The following is a 15,071-nucleotide window of genomic DNA, read 5'->3' as shown; positions in this document are numbered from 1 at the left end:
CGACTACGGATAGTTACGCAACAACGTTAAGTCGTTCGCGAGGCCCGTACACGCCTCCCATACATCCTGCCGCGCTACTTCCCCTGGCTGGCCTCCAGCTGTCGCCGCAGCTCGGCGATCTTGCGGTCGCGCTTCTCGATGTCGCGGCTGGTGGCCTTTGAGTCGGATTCGAGCGTGTCCACGCGCGTCCTGAGCTGGTCCACCCGGGCGTCTTCATGTTTCTCCTGGCCGCGCAGGGCATCGAGTTTCTGCCGGTCCGCAGCGGGAGCCGGCACCGGCGCGGCCTGCGGCCGTTCGCCCGCCAGCGCCAGGGGCGCGAGCAGGACGAGCAGGCAGGCGGCGACGGCGCGAAAAGGCATTACAGGTACTCCTCCACCAGGATCTCGGCGATCTGCACGGCATTCAGTGCCGCGCCCTTGCGGATGTTGTCCGCGACGATCCACAGGTCCAGGCCGCGCTCGTGCGAGATGTCCTCGCGGATCCGGCCGACGAAGACCGGATCCTTGCCTGCTGCGTCGCCGACCGGCGTGGGATACCCCCCCGCCTTGCGCTCGTCCTGCACGACCACGCCCGGCGCTTCCTCAAGGAGCTCGCGGGCGCGCTCCGCCGTGATCTTGTCGCGCGTTTCAATGTGCACGGCCTCGGCGTGCCCGTAGAACACCGGCACGCGGACGGCAGTCGGGTTCACCTGGATGGAAGGATCCTCGAGGATCTTCCGGGTCTCCCAGACCATCTTCATTTCTTCCTTGGTGTAGCCGTTGGCCTGGAACTCGTCGATGTGCGGAATCACGTTGAAGGCGATCTGCTTCGGAAACTTGGCCGTCTCGACTTTCTGGAAGTTCAGCATCTGCGCCGTCTGCTTGCCCAGTTCTTCCATGCCGCTGCGGCCCGCGCCGGACACCGACTGATAGGTGGCGACGTTGATCCGCTCGATGCCCACCTCGCGATGGATCGGGGCCAGCGCCACCAGCATCTGCATCGTGGAGCAGTTCGGGTTGGCGATGATGCCGCGGACCGTGTAATCGGCGATGGCGTGCGGGTTCACCTCGGAAACCACCAGCGGGATATCGTCCTGGTAGCGGAACTCCGAGGTGTTATCGATGACCACGGCACCGGCCGCGGCCGCGCGCGGGGCGTGCTCGCGGCTTACCGAGCCGCCGGCCGAAAAGAAGGCGATGTCCACGCCGTCGAAGTCGTATTTGGCAAGATCCTGGACGACGTAGGATTTTCCATTGAAGTCGACGGTATCGCCCGCCGATCGCTCGCTCGCCAGGGGCACCAGTTCGCTCACGGGGAAATCCCGTTCGGCGAGGATCGACAGCAGGGTTTCGCCGACCGCGCCGGTCGCACCCACCACGGCCACCTTGTAACTTGTTTTCTTGCTCATGCTTCGCTTCGTCAGACGTTGGGAAAAACCGGTCGGCTGGCGTCGGCCAGCACATTGTCCACAGCCAGCGCGGCCATATCGCGACGTGTGTCGCGACTTGCGCCGGCGATATGCGGACCCGGCACGATATTTTCGAGTTTCAGGACCTTCGGCTTGCTCATGGGTTCAACCCTTCGAACGTGCCCGGGATCCGCGGGGGTACCGCGCCCACATCGCCGCACTGGGCGCGATGGCGCAGGGCCTGGTCCATCAGCACGAGGGCCAGCATGGCCTCGGCGATGGGAACGGCACGGATGCCCACGCAGGGATCGTGGCGACCCTTCGTCACTACCTCGGTAGGTTCCCCTGCCCGGTCGACGCTGCGCCCGGGCACGAGGATGCTGGAGGTCGGCTTGAACGCCATCGACACCACCACGGGCTGGCCCGAGGCGATGCCACCGAGGATGCCGCCCGTATGGTTGGAAAGGAAACCGGCGGCGGTCATTTCGTCGCGGTGCTGCGTGCCGCGCTGCGTCACGGCGGCGAAACCATCGCCGATCTCCACGCCCTTCACGGCGTTGATCGACATCATGGCCGCGGCCAGTTCGCCGTCGAGCTTGCCGTAGATGGGCTCGCCCCAGCCAGCAGGCACACCGTTCGCCACGACGGTGACCTTCGCGCCGACCGAGTCGCCCGACTTGCGCAGCGCGTCCATATAGGACTCGAGCTCAGGGACCTGGGTGGCGTCCGGCCAGAAGAAGGGATTCGTCTCGATCGCGCCGGCGTCGAAGCCACGCGGAACGACCTCGCCGATCTGGGCCACGTGGCCTCGCACGGTCACGCCGTGACGCTGGGCCAGCCATTTCTTCGCGATGACCCCGGCGGCGACGCGCATCGTGGTCTCGCGGGCCGACGAGCGGCCGCCGCCACGCGGATCGCGCACCCCGTACTTCTGCCAATAGGTGTAGTCGGCATGGCCGGGACGGAAGGTATCGAGGATGTTCCCGTAGTCCTTCGAGCGCGCGTCCGTGTTGCGGATCAGCAGCGCGATCGGCGTTCCCGTGGTGACGCCCTCATAAACGCCCGAGAGAATTTCGATCTCGTCCGCCTCGCGACGCTGCGAGGTATGCCGCGAACGGCCGGTGGCGCGCCGCTCGAGGTCGGCACGGAACGCGTCCGCGTCGAGCGGCAGGCCCGGCGGGCAGCCGTCCACCACGCACCCGATCGCCGGGCCGTGGCTTTCGCCGAAGGTGGTGATGGAGAGGAGCTTGCCGAACGTATTGGAGGACACGGGGTTTCCGGGGTCAGTTTCTTGCGACGCGCACGGCCGAGATCTCCGCGGCGTGCTCGACGAGGTCGCGCCGTTCCAGCGCGAAGATACCCATCTGCCCCACCTTGAACTCCAGCCAGACGAAAGGCACGCGCGGCAGCAACTCCACCAGCGCGTGCTCGCTGTCGCCCACTTCGACGATGAGCAGGCCGTCCTCGCTGAGGTGGCCGGCCGCCTCGTCGAGGATGCGCAGCGTGATGTCCAACCCGTCATCCCCGGATGTGAGGCCGAGGACGGGCTCATGGCTGTATTCGGCAGGCATGGCCGCGTATTCGGCGTTGGTCACATAAGGCGGGTTGGAGACGATGAGGTCGTACACCTCGCCTTCCACCCCGGCGAACAGGTCGGACTTGAGCGCCCGCACGCGGTCTTCCACATGCTGGTAAACGATGTTCTCGTTCGCCAGCGAGAGCGCGTCGTCGCTCACGTCGATAAGGTCCACCTGCCAGTCCGGGTTGTACTCGGCCATGGCGATACCGATGCAGCCGGAGCCGGTGCAGAGGTCCAGGGCCCGTTCCACCCGGCGGTCGTCCAGCCAGGGCGTGAAACGGCTCTCGATGAGCTCGGCGATGGGCGAGCGCGGCACGAGCGCCCGGCGGTCGCTCTTGAACTTCAGCCCGGCGAACCAGGTTTCGCCCACGAGGTAGGCTACGGGCACGCGTTCGGCGATGCGCCTTTCGATCAGGGCCAGCACGGCCTCGCGCTCCGCGGCCACGAGCCTGCCGGCGCCATAGGCGGGCGGAAGGTCGGGGGGCAGGTGCAGGGCGGCCAGGACCAGGTGGGTGGCCTCGTCGATCGGATTGTCGTGGCTATGCCCGAAGGTGAGGCCGGCGGCCGAGAATCGGCTGGCGCCATAGCGGATGAAATCGATGATGGAGGACAGTTCGCTGGTCACGGAGGGGGATGTCGATGGGGCTGGCTCGTGAGTATAGCCCGTGGGCCCGGGTCGCTCGTGGCCGCGTGGCCGTCTTCATGGCGGCCGGCGAAGCGGCGCAGGTAGCGAGGGGTGGCCGGAAGAGAGATGGCGACGTCGTACCAGCCCGCGCTTTCGTTCAGGTCGATGACGATCGTTTCGCTGGCGCTCGCCGCGATGTCGATGCTCGGTGGCGGCGCGTTGTCGTAGGCGTTCGCGACGCGGATGGTGAGCGGGTTCGCTCCACGATTGGTCACCAGCACTTCGATTAGCCGTTGGCCCGCGATACCGCGGATCTCCGCCTCAAGCACATCGTCCGCGAAGCCGCGCAGCGCGCAGAAACAGCCGTTTGGCCCATGAATACGGCGGTCGTACCCATCGCCGGCTTTCGCCAGCTGCCAGCTGTCCTCGATGCGGTCGCCCGCCGTTACCGCATAGCGGCGCGGCGGTGCGAGGCACCAGGATGGGCGTCTTGCCGTCCGAACCCGCCGGCACGCCGAGCTTCGGCATCGCCGTATCGCTCTTGCCTGCGAAGTCGAATGCGCTGGTGAGGTCGCCGCAGACGGCGCGCCGCCACGCGCTGATGTTCGGTTCCTCGACGCCGAAGCGCTTTTCGAGGAAGCGCAGCACCGACGTGTGGTCGAAGGTTTCCGAGCAGACCCAGCCGCCACGGGTCCATGGCGAGATCACGATCATCGGAACGCGGTTGCCCAGTCCGATCGGCTGCAGGCCACCCGGGTCGCTGTCCGGGACCACCGGCGCCGCGATGCGAGGGTGGCGGTCAAGGTCCATGATTTCGTCGCGCAGGCTGGCGACGAGATCATGCGACAACATGCCGTCGCCACCTTCCCCGCTGGTCAACGGCGGTGCGGGCGGCACCACATGGTCGAAGAAACCGTCGTTCTCGTCGTAGTTGAGGAACAGGACAGTGCGGCTCCAGACCTTCGGGTTCGCCGTGAGCGCCTCGATGACCTTGCGGATGTAACGGGCGCCATTGGCGGGCGAGGCCTTCGGGTGCTCGCTGTAGATGTAGGGCGCGACAATCCACGTAACCTGCGGAAGGCGGTTGTGCAACACGTCCTGGCGCAGGTCGCGCAGCGTATGCGTGGAAACACCGTTGCGCACGAGCGAACCCGCGGGATCGGCGCCCTCCTTCACCTGGTACTTCGCGAAGAATTCGAGCGAATTGTCCGTGTAGTTGTCGGTAGGCGAACCAGGCTCACCGGTGCCACCCTGATACACGCGCCAGCTGATGCCCGCCTCCTCCAGCCGCTCGGGATAGGTCGTCCACGTATAGCCATTGGTCCCCGGCCGTTCCTCGGTACCCGGGCCGTTGTCCCTCGTGCCAAGCCGTCCTGACGGATCGGCCGTACCGCTCCACAGGAAGACGCGGTTGATCGCTGTCTCCGCCAGCGCGGAGGCGTGGTACGCGTCGCACACGGTGAACGCATCGGCGAGCGCGTAGTGGAACGCCGCGTCGTCGCGACGCAGGTATGCCATGGTGAGCACATCCTGCTTCTGTTCGCTCCAGCGATCGTTGCGGCCGAGGTTCCATGCCCCGTGACCGCTGCTCCAGCCATGGTCGGTGCCTTCGTGATGGTCACCGGACGCATGCGTGTCGAGGTGGAACGGATACACCCAGGCCACGTCGTCGCCGATGCCGCGCGACTTCCAGAACTTCGTGCGCGCGGCGGTGACCGGCTGCCGCCATACCGGGTCCCCATTGCCGAGTTCGAGCACGCGCGGATCGGCGAAGCCGCGCACGCCGCGCAGGCTGCCGAAGTAATGATCGAACGAACGGTTCTCCTGCATGAGCACGACCACGTGCTCCACATCGGCGATCGTCCCGGTGCGGCGGTGCGGCGGCATCGCGAGCGCCCTAGCGATCGCCGCGGGAAAGCCTTGCGCGACGAGCGACGCAGCTACCGTCGCGCCGGCGGCATGAAGGAAACGGCGGCGGTCACGGGAGAACATGCGGCTTCAATCCCTAGCGAGCGATTCGATCAGCGCGGCATGCAGCGCGGGCGTGGCGGCGGCGACGACGCGCGCCCCGCTGTCGAGGTGCAGGGGCCGTCCTTCCCAATCCGTCACGACACCGCCCGCCGCTTCCACCACGGGTGCGATGGCAAGGTAGTCGTAAGGCATGAGGTTGGCTTCGATCACGGCATCGCTGTGACCCGATGCCAGCATGCCGTAACCATAGCAGTCGCCGCCGAACCGGCGTGTGGAGGCCTCGCGGCTGGTGCGATCGAAGCGCGCCCATTCGTCGGCCGTGAACATGTCGGGCGTGCCCAGCGCGGGCATGTCGAGCACCCGGAGCACGGGACGGCCCCGATGCAACAGAGCGAGCGATCAGGATACCCCACAGGGGCCAGCCCGAAATGAAGCCTCGCGTGCCGTCGATGGGGTCGATCGACCACACGAATTCCGCTCCACGCCGCTATCCACGGCGGTCACGGGGCTCATGTCGCCCTTGATCGTGACGTCCACCGGGCGACGGAAGCGCGGCAGCGACACCGGCACCGCGTTCCGCCAGCAGATCCTGCGTCCCTTCCTGGCGCAGTACCTGAAAGACGATGCGCCGAAGGCGGATATCGCCTCGGTTAACGCCTTTGTCACCGGCGAGAATGCCTGGCGCATGCTGGACGTGTGGCCGTCCAGTTGTCGCTGGTCGCCGGCAAACCGCTCGAATACCGCTTCCCGCTTCCGACGGTGAACCACGTCTTCCAGCCCGGCCACCGTGTGATGGTGCAGATCCAGTCGAGTTGGTTCCCGCTCTACGACCGCAATCCGCAGACCTTTGCCCCGAACATCTTCCATGCGAAGCCCGGCGATTACCTCAAGGCGACGCAACGGATAGTACGGGATGGCAAGGGCGGCACCTACATCGAGCTTCCGGTCGCTCCATGAACCGATAACACTCCTGTAGGAGCGCGCCCACGCGCGCGACATCTTTTCGCGAGAAGCATAAGGACCCGACGTCCTCGCGAAAAACCTGTCGCGCAAAAACGAACTGCCCGGAAGCCGCTCAGGCCCTCACTGAAATATGCACCGACTGATCCTCCATCAATTCGAATCCGTTGTTTCGATCGAATTCAACCATGCCCTCGATCTGACCTCTAAGATCGAAGGGCAACAGCATCGTCGAACTCGGCATCCCCGCCAGTAAAGATCAACTCATCGCAATATGCCTGCAGCTGCCGAGGAGTGATCCTTGAGAAATCCATACGGGTCGCCAGCCCCTCCATTCTTGATACTTCCCCGCCTGATGTCTGTTGCGCAGTCGTTGCGGCGTTCGACGTGTAAACCTGCATATCCAATAAGCACCGAATTCGAGCCTCCGCCAGGAGGCTCCTGTTGCTCAGCAGCTCATTCAGACGTCGCGCCGGCGATCAGTCCTTCGCGAGCGCGCTGCCCATGTGGATCACGAGGTTGTCGATGCGAAGGATGCCGCCTTCGAACGTCGTGCCGAGGTGGATTTCGCGGACGGTCGTTCCGGCGGGGGCGTGGCAGCTGTAGTTGCCGGCGCGGACGGTGGCGCCGGACCATGCCGAGGTCTCATGGCCGCCGCTGAAAACGCAACCTAGTTTTACCGCCTGCTCTCCCGGGGCCTGGATCCAATAATCGAACGACACGTCGCTACCCAGCACGCCTGGCCCGAAGACGATGCTGGTGAGGTTCGTGCGTTCGGTCGTGCCGGGGCGAATGGCGAGATAGCGGCCGGACATCGGCCGCATGCCCGATTCGGCGCGTTCGCCGTAGAGGAAGGGGCCACGATGCGAGGCGGCGATCGTGTAGCGGCCACCTGGGTCCTTGAACGGCGTGGCAATGGTCCCGGACGGCAGGGTCTCGAAGTCGACGATCTGCTCCGCGCCAGGACGCAAGGCCTCCTGCGCTGCCGCCGGGGCGATGGCTAAAGGGAGGACCAGCAGCCAGGCAAGTGTCGGTCTCGTCTTCATAGCGTCAGAAATCCCAGCGCAAGCCAACGTTCGCAGACCAGCCACGAGCCCCCGCGTCGCCCAGTTTCGTCTGCCAATCTGCCTCGCCATGGATCGACAGCCGGTTCGCCCACGCAAAGGTTCCACCCAGGCCGAACTCCGCCATGCGACCGAAGCTTCCACCGGCAAATGTCTGTGCAACGTCGTAGCCGTCCGCACCGACCGTCACGTCGGCCCGGCCGCCCCAGCCGCGGATGACGTTGATCCGCACGTACGGCGTGGCCTTGCCGCCGTCGTCGGTCAGCCAGGTGCGGTGGAGCCGCAACCCTGCCCGGCCCAGCGTCTGCTCGAAGGCGTGATACCGCGTGGTGACGCCCTCCTGGTCGGCCTGGTCACGCAAGCCGATGTGCTGGCGCACCAGTTGCAACTGCGGCTCCAGCGCCCAGCCGCCATCGAACGTCCAGGGATAGCCGGTCTCGACCGACCCGCTCCAGCCGGAACCGCTCACCCGTGCGACGCCCTTGCTCCGCGCGGTGTCGACATCGCCCTGGTGGCGGTCGCCGGAAGCGATGGCGTCGATGTAGAAGCCGTTCTGTTGCTGCCAGGTAAGGAACATGGCGATGGCGTTGGAATGGAAGTCGGCGTGACTGTACCCATCGGCCGCCTTGGGATCGAGGCGTGTCGTGCCATGCGTGTAAGCGACACCGGCACGAAGGACGGAACGATCCGCGTCGAGTGCGAAGACGTTTACGCCAGCCTGCAAGGCACGTGTATCGACGTCGAAGTCGTAACCGAAGTCGCTGAAAGAACGGTCGGTCGAATAACGGTAGTCGCCGGCCATGTAGCGCACGAAAGGCTCGCCTCCCACATTCTCCCCGCTCTCGTCCATGTCGCGGATTTCGCCGAGGCGGCGATGCAGGTTGTCGATCGTCCGATACCCATAAAGCGCCAGTGCCGAGGGCGAGACTATGTACGCCGGAACCTGTGGCACGACCGCCCGGCGTGCTTTCGCCTGTGCCAACGGTCCGCTGGGTTGGGGTGGCGCGATGTATGCGGCGCCCGCGACAGGTGTCGCCCGGGGCGATGCCGCGGTCGGCGGTGGGCAAGACCTTTCGCATACGAGGATGTTGGCGAGGCGGTAATCCCAGAACATGCCGCCATTCGTGGCGCCGCCCGTTATGCGCTGGCCGGCGTCGCTGGCGCCGGGTTCGAACGCGTACAGCCCGTATTGCCATGGCCCGAACGCGAGGTAACCGCCATCGAGCCTGAACGCCCCTCCGTTGGACGCACCCGCCACTTGTACGATCGACAGTCCCTCGACGGCACTCACATAACCGCTGCCATCGAGATCCGTGAGCGCGCCGGTACTGGATGCCGCCGGCGTCACGGCAATCACGGTCTCGCCGGCGGCATTGCCTTGTACCAGCAGCCGGTCCGTTGCCTGTGAGCCGAGCGCTCCACCCTGGTCCAGGCGGCTTACAAGATGCAGATGGCCGGACGAGCCCGTGTAATCGCCGTCGACGACAAGGCTGTTGCCGGGTGAACCGGCGCCATTGCCCAGGTCGATCGTGCCTGCGTTGGTGACATTAACCGAACCTGCCGCCGCGCCCTCGATCGACGGATGCACATCGTCGCCTGCGTACAGGACAGAGGTGGGGTCGATGGTCACTTCGCTGTTCGCGAGCTTCACATCGCCGGTCAGCGTAAACATCGCGCCGGCGAACGCGATGCTGTTCCACCCGCTCCCGAGGTTGATGCCCTTGCCCAGCGCATCCACGGCGAACGAGCCGCCGCGTGCGTCGGTGCCGCTGAAGGTCAGGACGTTGCCGCCACCGGCGCCTGCAAGCAGATGGTATGTCGACGAGGTATCCACCGCGCCGACAGTAGCGCGGTTGTTCGCCTCGTCACCCATTGTCAGGCCACCGTCCAGCGTGCCGCCGGTCCATGCGAACGTGTCGCTGCCGCCGCCCGTGGCAATGTCGCCACGTACGGTTCCAGATGCCAGCGTCACCGTATCGTTGCCGCCGCTGCCGCGGACAGCCTGGAGCGTCGCCGATGCCGCCAGGACGCTGCCGCTGTTGTCGAAGCGGGTGCCACCCCCGTTCGACAGATCGACGACGGGGGCGACGATGCTGGCCGACGTCAGCAGACCGCTGTTGCTTACCGATGACGCCGTGCCCGCCAGGAGTGCCGGGCCACCGGCTCCGTCGCGCATGTCCACCGTAGCCGCGCTGTTGACGGCGCCGCGGGTCAGCGCCTGGATGCCGGTCGCCCCCGCGCCGTTCCCGTGGATGACGAAACCGTTGCCAATGGACAGGTCCGCGGCCGCAGGCGAACCGTCAGCGCGGCGGAAGGCATAACCGACGCCGGCGCCATCGACCTCGACCGTGGCCGTAGAGGCCGGATCGATCGCCGTGGCCGTACGCAACCCGGCACCGCTGGCCCCATGAAGCGTGACGCCGGTCAGGGTGATGTTCGCGGTCTCCGCCGCGTTTTCGATCGCATTGCCCGTGCCCAGCGAGGTAATCGTGGTGCCGGTGGCCGCGAGCGACGTCGCACCGCTGCCGAGGAGCACGCCGTGTGCCGTGCCCCGAGTGACGATGGCGGAATCGCCGCTACCCAGGACGAGCCCCGCACCGCTGACGAGCTGCACGCCGGCAACGCCGTCGTCCACCGCGATCGAGCCGGCGGGATAGAGGCGCTGCGTGCCCGCGCCCTCCACCCGGACACCGGTGCCGTTGCCGACGTGGATCGTTCCGTTGTTGGCGAACTTGCCGCCCGAACGAAGGATCGCTCCCGTCGCTGCCGGCCCGCTCAGGTTCACGGCTGCGTTGTTGATCGCGGACGCATTCGTCTCGACGATGAAGCCGGTGGTATCCGGACCGGTGAAATACATCGCGCCAGCATTGGTCAACAACGCCCCGTTGCGCGAGATGAAGCCGATGACGCCAGACTGCGCCGCGTCGAGCGTGGCGAGGCTGGTCAGCGACGTGGCCGCCACGGGTCCCCCGCTGTTGCTCCCCGTGAGGCTGTGCTTCTGGCCATCGGCGATACCCGCGATGGCACCAGCGCCGGTAAGCGACATCGTCGTCGCGGCATCGATGGTTCCCGCCGCCCCGCCTTCGGCGACGACACCTTCCGCACCGGCTCCGGACACCGTGATGTCGGCGTCACGGGTATTGAGCACCGAACCGGTGCCGCTGCCCAGGACACCCGTGGACCGGGCCCCCGACGCGCTCATCGTCAGCCCGGTGCCGTCGAAGTCGGCGCCGCTGTCCAGGCGGAACAAGGTCGACTGGGTGGTGGACACATCCAGCGTGGAACCGCCGTTGACCCGGATGTGCGCGTCGTTGCCATAGGCGAAGAAGCCGATCTGCTTGCTGCCGCTGGTGAAAGCAGGCGCTGCGCCTGCCGCTACGTCCACGGTTGCGCGCCCGCGCGCATGGATGCCGATCGCGCCGTCTCCAAGCAGGTTCACCGATCCCCGCACGTTGGCACTCGCCGTCGCCTTGCCCTGTCCTTCGGCCCATACGCCGATGTTGCGCGTGCCACTGGACGGATCCGCGCCGCCGGCCACGTTGACCGTGCCGGTCGACGTCACCAGCGCGGTGGCGTCGCCAGTGGCCAGCGCCTTGATGCCCGTGCCGTTCACGCCATTGAGGTTGATCGTCCCGCTGTTGACGACACCGCCGCCCGTGCCACCGTCCTCTACGAGCAGACCGACGTTCTCCCGCGGTATCGCCGCGGCCCGGCCATTCACGTCGATGGTGCCGGCGTTGTTCACGACGGCACCGGGCGAGGTAACCAGGATGCCCGCGGCGTTCTGGCTGAGCGTGCCGATGATGATGGCACCGAAGTTCGTCACCGTCCCGTCTTCGGGCACGTTGATGCCCGTGGTGATGCTGCCCTGGTTGACCGCGATATCCGTGGGTAGCGCCCCGGGAACGGTTTGTGGACCGCGGCCGATGTAAATGACACCGCCGGGGGCGTTGGTAAAGCGCGCCGTGGCATCGTTCACGTAGATGCCGTCCATTGAGCCGTTCGAGCGCGATCCGGTGACGCCGACGTTGACGATCCCACTGTTGGTGGCAGTCGTTCCCGCACCGAGACGGATGCCGGTCGATTTACCGGCGCCGTTGGTCGATCCGGTGGCCAGGTTCAGGATGCCCGTATTGTCGAAGTGGCTGTTCGACTCGAGGTCGACCACGTTGGAACCGTAGGCGCTATTGATGATCGCGCCTGCATCGTTGCGGAAGAAATTGCCGTTGATCACGCCGTTGTTCGTGCCGGTACTGGCGCCGGCGAGGATCACCGCCGAGCCATCACCGGCCGTATGGGTGGTGGCGAGCGTGCCTTCGACGACGACGCTTGCACCGCCTTCGCCGCGTATGGCGCCATGATTGGCATTGGCCACCTCCAGCATCGCGCCGGCGGCGACCGTGCCATGGGCGTTCGGCCCCACCAGGTGCATCACGATGCGATCGCCAATCGGCTGGGAGACTTCATCCGGTGGGCTGTCGGCACTGATGCCGTAAACGATGTGCTCGGTAGTCCAGCTGAATCCCTGCGCGAACAGTCCGGCATAGCGCGCGGGATCGAGGTTGCCCGCCTGCATCTGCGCGATCAGGAAATCGTTGTAGCTGCGCAGTTGCACGTCGTTGGTGACCGTGTGCGCGCTTGTCACGCCATCGCTAGTGGTCACATTGAAGGCGCCGCCGAAATGCGCCACGTACGTAACGCCATAGGTCTGCGGCTCGTTGGGCTCCGCGACTTCACCAGTGAAGGTGATGCGGTTGTTCGACGTCCAGTCGATGTTGCTGGCCGCGCTCCCGGTACCGTCGGCATGGAAAAGCGAGCTCTGCTTGGCGGCCATCGTCCAGCTGTTGGCCGCGCCATTGGACGCGTCGCCCGGCGTGCCTATGTTCACCGTGAGCGTGCCGCCCGCGGATGTCACGGTGGCGACGCGTGCGTCGATGTATTGCTGGTCGTTCACGTTGACCACGTCAGGCACTGTCGTGGCGTAGGTGACCGGCGCGGTCGGAAAGAGGTTGGCGGAGTTATAGGCGGAGACGACCCGCCGCCCGCCCGTGATCGGATCGGGCACGCTCACGCCGAAGTTCTGCGAGCCGGGATTGAGGCGCGGTGCGTTGATCCATTCTTCGCCCGACATCAGCCGGTTCAGGGCATCGAGCGCGCCGAGGGTCGTGCTCTGCGTACCGCTCAATCCCGCCTGGAACTGCTCGGGGCCTGACATGGTCACACTTGCGCCCGCACCGACGACCGTCTGGCCGACCTTGCCGTCGTTGTTCACGGGATCGTAAGGCTGGAGGGCGACCTGCTGTCCCTTCGCAGGGGGCTGGGTGGCCAGTACGCCGAGAATGGCGAGAGAGAGGACCCTGCACATACGCACCGCTTCACGGTGTCCCTGCGCAGGACGGTCGCTCGACGCTGGCGACTGCTTCATTGTCGTGATCCCGAGTGGCGCCATCGTCCCTGACGGCATGACGCACCGCGACTGCGAAGCCCCTTCTTCCGCTTGTCGCCGGGCAAATCTGGAACCCGCCGTTCGGGGCGACGGGCCGCAATGCAGGCAGCTGGTAAAAGTACTTATGTGAAAATAATGTGTACCGTGGCCCTGACCCCATCTTCCATCGCTATTTCCTCTCTCAGGACATGGGATAGGTCCGGTGACTTGCCGAGAACGCGCTCAATGGAACAGGTGATCTCGGCATCACCTGTGTGGTGGAGGTACGATTCGCGCGACCGGGCGTGAGAGCCTTCACCGATTTCCTCGCGACGGAGGTGACGCCGCAGCCTGGTCCCCTATACTCCCGCGCATGAAGCCCAACGTCCTGCTGCAGTACATCCTCCCGCACCGCTTCCTCTCGCGCATCGTCTATTGGGCGACCCGGTGGGAATGGACCCCATGGAAGAACTTCCTCATACAGGAGATCGTGAAGCGGTACGACGTGGACATGGGCCAGGCAGCCCAGCCCGATCCCTTGGCCTACCAGCACTTCAATGCCTTCTTCACGCGCAAGCTGAGGGCCGATGCACGCCGGGCCGATCCCGATCCGACGACGCTCGTTTCGCCGGCGGACGGTCGCATCAGCCAGTCCGGCCGAATCCGCGACGGGCGGATCTTCCAGGCCAAGGGGCAGGAATACACGGCGGCCGAACTGCTCGGCGACGAGGCGGCGGCCGTGCCGTTTCGCAACGGCAGCTTCGTGACCATCTACCTCTCGCCACGCGACTACCATCGCGTGCACATGCCGCTGGAAGGCGAACTCACCGGCACCACCCACGTGCCCGGCCGCATCTTCAGCGTGGCGCCGTTCGCGGTGGAGGCCATCCCCCGCGTATTCGCGCGCAACGAGCGGCTGGTCTGTCATTTCCACGGCGAGCACGGTCCCTTCGTCTCGGTGATGGTGGGGGCGATCCTCGTTTCCAGCGTCGCCACCGTCTGGGACGGCCTGGCCATTCCCCCCTACGCCTCGGAAATCCGCCGTCACGATTGCCGAGACCGGCACGTAAAGCTGGAGCGCTTCGCCGAGATGGCCCGCTTCAACATGGGCTCCACGGTTGTCCTGCTATTGCCGGAGGGTTATGCCCTCGATGATCTTCAGCCGCAACAACAGGTTATTGTCGGGCAGCGGCTGGGTCGCTGGACAGGCGGCGCCGTTACGAACCCGTGACGAAGCGCGTCACAATGTGACGAAAACGTCTTACATTTGAGCTATGGCCGGGGTATTCTCCCCCGACCGCTGCCTCCACCGGGGGAGAGGCACGGGGCCACAAGAAGCATCTGTCCAGGGGAAGTCGTCCATGCGCTTGGTCACTCATCTCATTGCCGTGAACCGCGAGATCCGCCTTCGCCGGCAGCTCGCCGATATCGAACGTGTCGTGCTCGCGCTCCCGGTGCGCGCGCATGCCGACCTCCAGCAACTGGTGCGGCGAGACATGGAGCAGGCCGCTGCCTGCGATTTCCCCCATCTATACGGCACGCCGCCGGAAGAACGCTACAGCACCTACGGACACGGGCCGGACATCGGCCTTGGCAAGGCCCGCTCCGAGAACCCGCTGATCGCGACGCGTGGCGTGGCCCTCTGGATCGCTTGCGTCTATCACGAAACCCTGGATTCACGACGCCCGGGCATGGAGGAACTGCACCGGCAGATCCTGCGCCTGATGCGCCAGATCAAGGAGTTGTCGGCGTCGGAACGACGTGACGCCACCGCGGCGTGGATGAACGAACCGCACGCGGTGGCATAAGGCAACATGGACCCGTAGAGATCGGCTTTAGAAAAGGTACTTGACGGAAGTCCTGGGACGCTGCATGGATACATCGGTTCATTCGCCAGGCGAATGCATGTTTCCAGCGGCTCGGACGGTGAGGCGCAGAGCCTTCGGTGCCCACCCTCGCTGCTCAGACAGGTCCTCCGCGTTCGATAGGGAGGGCCGCTTGCGCGGCCCGTGTGCTCATATGGCCTCCGGCCGCTCTCTTGTGCGGAACTCGCCTCGAGG

Annotated in this window: 12 protein-coding genes and 4 pseudogenes; 4 read left to right on the top strand and 12 right to left on the bottom strand. The window is 65.9% G+C overall.

The genetic code is table 11. The features are described 5' to 3' along the window. Nucleotides 1-74: 74 nt before the first annotated feature. The 10 genes and pseudogenes from VGM71_RS03000 to VGM71_RS17630 all read right to left on the bottom strand — a co-directional run. Nucleotides 75-359 (bottom strand): hypothetical protein, encoded by a 285-nt coding sequence (locus VGM71_RS03000; protein WP_331542318.1) that lies wholly within the window; start codon nucleotides 357-359, stop codon nucleotides 75-77. Further along, the gene (locus VGM71_RS02995) at nucleotides 359-1,387 is read right to left on the bottom strand and encodes an aspartate-semialdehyde dehydrogenase (RefSeq protein ID WP_331542317.1); all 1,029 of its coding nucleotides are present in this window, start codon (nucleotides 1,385-1,387) and stop codon (nucleotides 359-361) included. The genes VGM71_RS03000 and VGM71_RS02995 overlap by 1 nt, the downstream gene beginning before the upstream one ends. Before the next feature lie 11 nt (nucleotides 1,388-1,398). Beyond that, on the bottom strand, nucleotides 1,399-1,548 hold the full coding sequence (locus VGM71_RS02990) for a hypothetical protein (protein ID WP_331542316.1): 150 nt from the start codon (nucleotides 1,546-1,548) through the stop codon (nucleotides 1,399-1,401). Continuing rightward, nucleotides 1,545-2,657, bottom strand: coding sequence for a chorismate synthase (aroC, locus tag VGM71_RS02985; protein ID WP_331542315.1), 1,113 nt, complete (start codon nucleotides 2,655-2,657; stop codon nucleotides 1,545-1,547). Before aroC ends, VGM71_RS02990 begins: the two co-directional genes overlap by 4 nt. Before the next feature lie 13 nt (nucleotides 2,658-2,670). After that, nucleotides 2,671-3,591 (bottom strand): 50S ribosomal protein L3 N(5)-glutamine methyltransferase, encoded by a 921-nt coding sequence (gene prmB, locus VGM71_RS02980; RefSeq protein WP_331542314.1) that lies wholly within the window; start codon nucleotides 3,589-3,591, stop codon nucleotides 2,671-2,673. Further along, nucleotides 3,588-3,920 carry a phospholipase domain-containing protein gene (locus VGM71_RS02975; RefSeq protein ID WP_331542313.1) on the bottom strand — a complete coding sequence of 111 codons (333 nt, stop codon included), beginning with the start codon at nucleotides 3,918-3,920 and terminating at the stop codon, nucleotides 3,588-3,590. Before VGM71_RS02975 ends, prmB begins: the two co-directional genes overlap by 4 nt. 84 nt (nucleotides 3,921-4,004) lie before the next feature. Continuing rightward, nucleotides 4,005-4,280, bottom strand: a pseudogene (locus VGM71_RS17600) (hypothetical protein); the annotation flags it as partial. After that, nucleotides 4,168-5,583, bottom strand: a pseudogene (locus tag VGM71_RS02970) (phosphocholine-specific phospholipase C); the annotation flags it as partial. The pseudogenes VGM71_RS17600 and VGM71_RS02970, both read right to left, overlap by 113 nt. Nucleotides 5,584-5,589: 6 nt before the next feature. Then, entirely contained in the window at nucleotides 5,590-5,931 is a 342-nt protein-coding gene (locus VGM71_RS02965; RefSeq protein WP_331542310.1) for an inositol monophosphatase family protein, read from the bottom strand. 34 nt (nucleotides 5,932-5,965) lie between these two features. Continuing rightward, nucleotides 5,966-6,031, bottom strand: a pseudogene (locus VGM71_RS17630) (hypothetical protein); the annotation flags it as partial. Nucleotides 6,032-6,073: 42 nt separating this feature from the next. Here VGM71_RS17630 and VGM71_RS02960 point away from each other — a divergent pair. After that, nucleotides 6,074-6,325 carry a hypothetical protein gene (locus VGM71_RS02960; RefSeq protein WP_331542309.1) on the top strand — a complete coding sequence of 84 codons (252 nt, stop codon included), beginning with the start codon at nucleotides 6,074-6,076 and terminating at the stop codon, nucleotides 6,323-6,325. Further along, nucleotides 6,277-6,519 (top strand): annotated as a pseudogene (locus VGM71_RS02955) (CocE/NonD family hydrolase C-terminal non-catalytic domain-containing protein); the annotation flags it as partial. The gene VGM71_RS02960 and the pseudogene VGM71_RS02955, both read left to right, overlap by 49 nt. A gap of 482 nt (nucleotides 6,520-7,001) precedes the next feature. Here the strand turns inward: VGM71_RS02955 and VGM71_RS02950 are convergent. Then, nucleotides 7,002-7,568: a hypothetical protein gene (locus tag VGM71_RS02950; RefSeq protein ID WP_331542308.1), complete on the bottom strand. Its 567-nt coding sequence runs from the start codon at nucleotides 7,566-7,568 to the stop codon at nucleotides 7,002-7,004. 4 nt (nucleotides 7,569-7,572) lie between these two features. Next, nucleotides 7,573-13,011, bottom strand: a complete 5,439-nt coding sequence (locus VGM71_RS02945; protein WP_331542307.1) for an autotransporter outer membrane beta-barrel domain-containing protein — start codon at nucleotides 13,009-13,011, stop codon at nucleotides 7,573-7,575. Between the two features lie 373 nt (nucleotides 13,012-13,384). On the opposite strand from VGM71_RS02945, the gene asd reads away from it, so the two are divergent. Both asd and VGM71_RS02935 read left to right on the top strand, forming a co-directional pair. Continuing rightward, nucleotides 13,385-14,242, top strand: coding sequence for an archaetidylserine decarboxylase (asd, locus tag VGM71_RS02940; RefSeq protein ID WP_331542306.1), 858 nt, complete (start codon nucleotides 13,385-13,387; stop codon nucleotides 14,240-14,242). A gap of 130 nt (nucleotides 14,243-14,372) precedes the next feature. After that, entirely contained in the window at nucleotides 14,373-14,819 is a 447-nt protein-coding gene (locus VGM71_RS02935; protein WP_331542305.1) for a hypothetical protein, read from the top strand. Nucleotides 14,820-15,071 lie beyond the last annotated feature (252 nt).

This window comes from Luteibacter sp. (assembly GCF_036499525.1).
Taxonomy (GTDB): Bacteria; Pseudomonadota; Gammaproteobacteria; order Xanthomonadales; family Rhodanobacteraceae; genus Luteibacter.
The sequence above is the reverse complement of the archived record's forward strand: the minus strand, read 5'-3'. Positions and strand labels throughout refer to the sequence as shown.

Coding starts and splice junctions, on each gene's coding strand:
- VGM71_RS03000 (WP_331542318.1), bottom strand. CDS start 359: ATGCCTTTTCGCGCCGTCGCCGCCTGCCTGCTCGTCCTGCTCGCGCCC.
- VGM71_RS02995 (WP_331542317.1), bottom strand. CDS start 1,387: ATGAGCAAGAAAACAAGTTACAAGGTGGCCGTGGTGGGTGCGACCGGC.
- VGM71_RS02990 (WP_331542316.1), bottom strand. CDS start 1,548: ATGAGCAAGCCGAAGGTCCTGAAACTCGAAAATATCGTGCCGGGTCCG.
- VGM71_RS02960 (WP_331542309.1), top strand. CDS start 6,074: ATGTCGCCCTTGATCGTGACGTCCACCGGGCGACGGAAGCGCGGCAGC.
- VGM71_RS02950 (WP_331542308.1), bottom strand. CDS start 7,568: ATGAAGACGAGACCGACACTTGCCTGGCTGCTGGTCCTCCCTTTAGCC.
- VGM71_RS02945 (WP_331542307.1), bottom strand. CDS start 13,011: ATGAAGCAGTCGCCAGCGTCGAGCGACCGTCCTGCGCAGGGACACCGT.
- asd (WP_331542306.1), top strand. CDS start 13,385: ATGAAGCCCAACGTCCTGCTGCAGTACATCCTCCCGCACCGCTTCCTC.
- VGM71_RS02935 (WP_331542305.1), top strand. CDS start 14,373: ATGCGCTTGGTCACTCATCTCATTGCCGTGAACCGCGAGATCCGCCTT.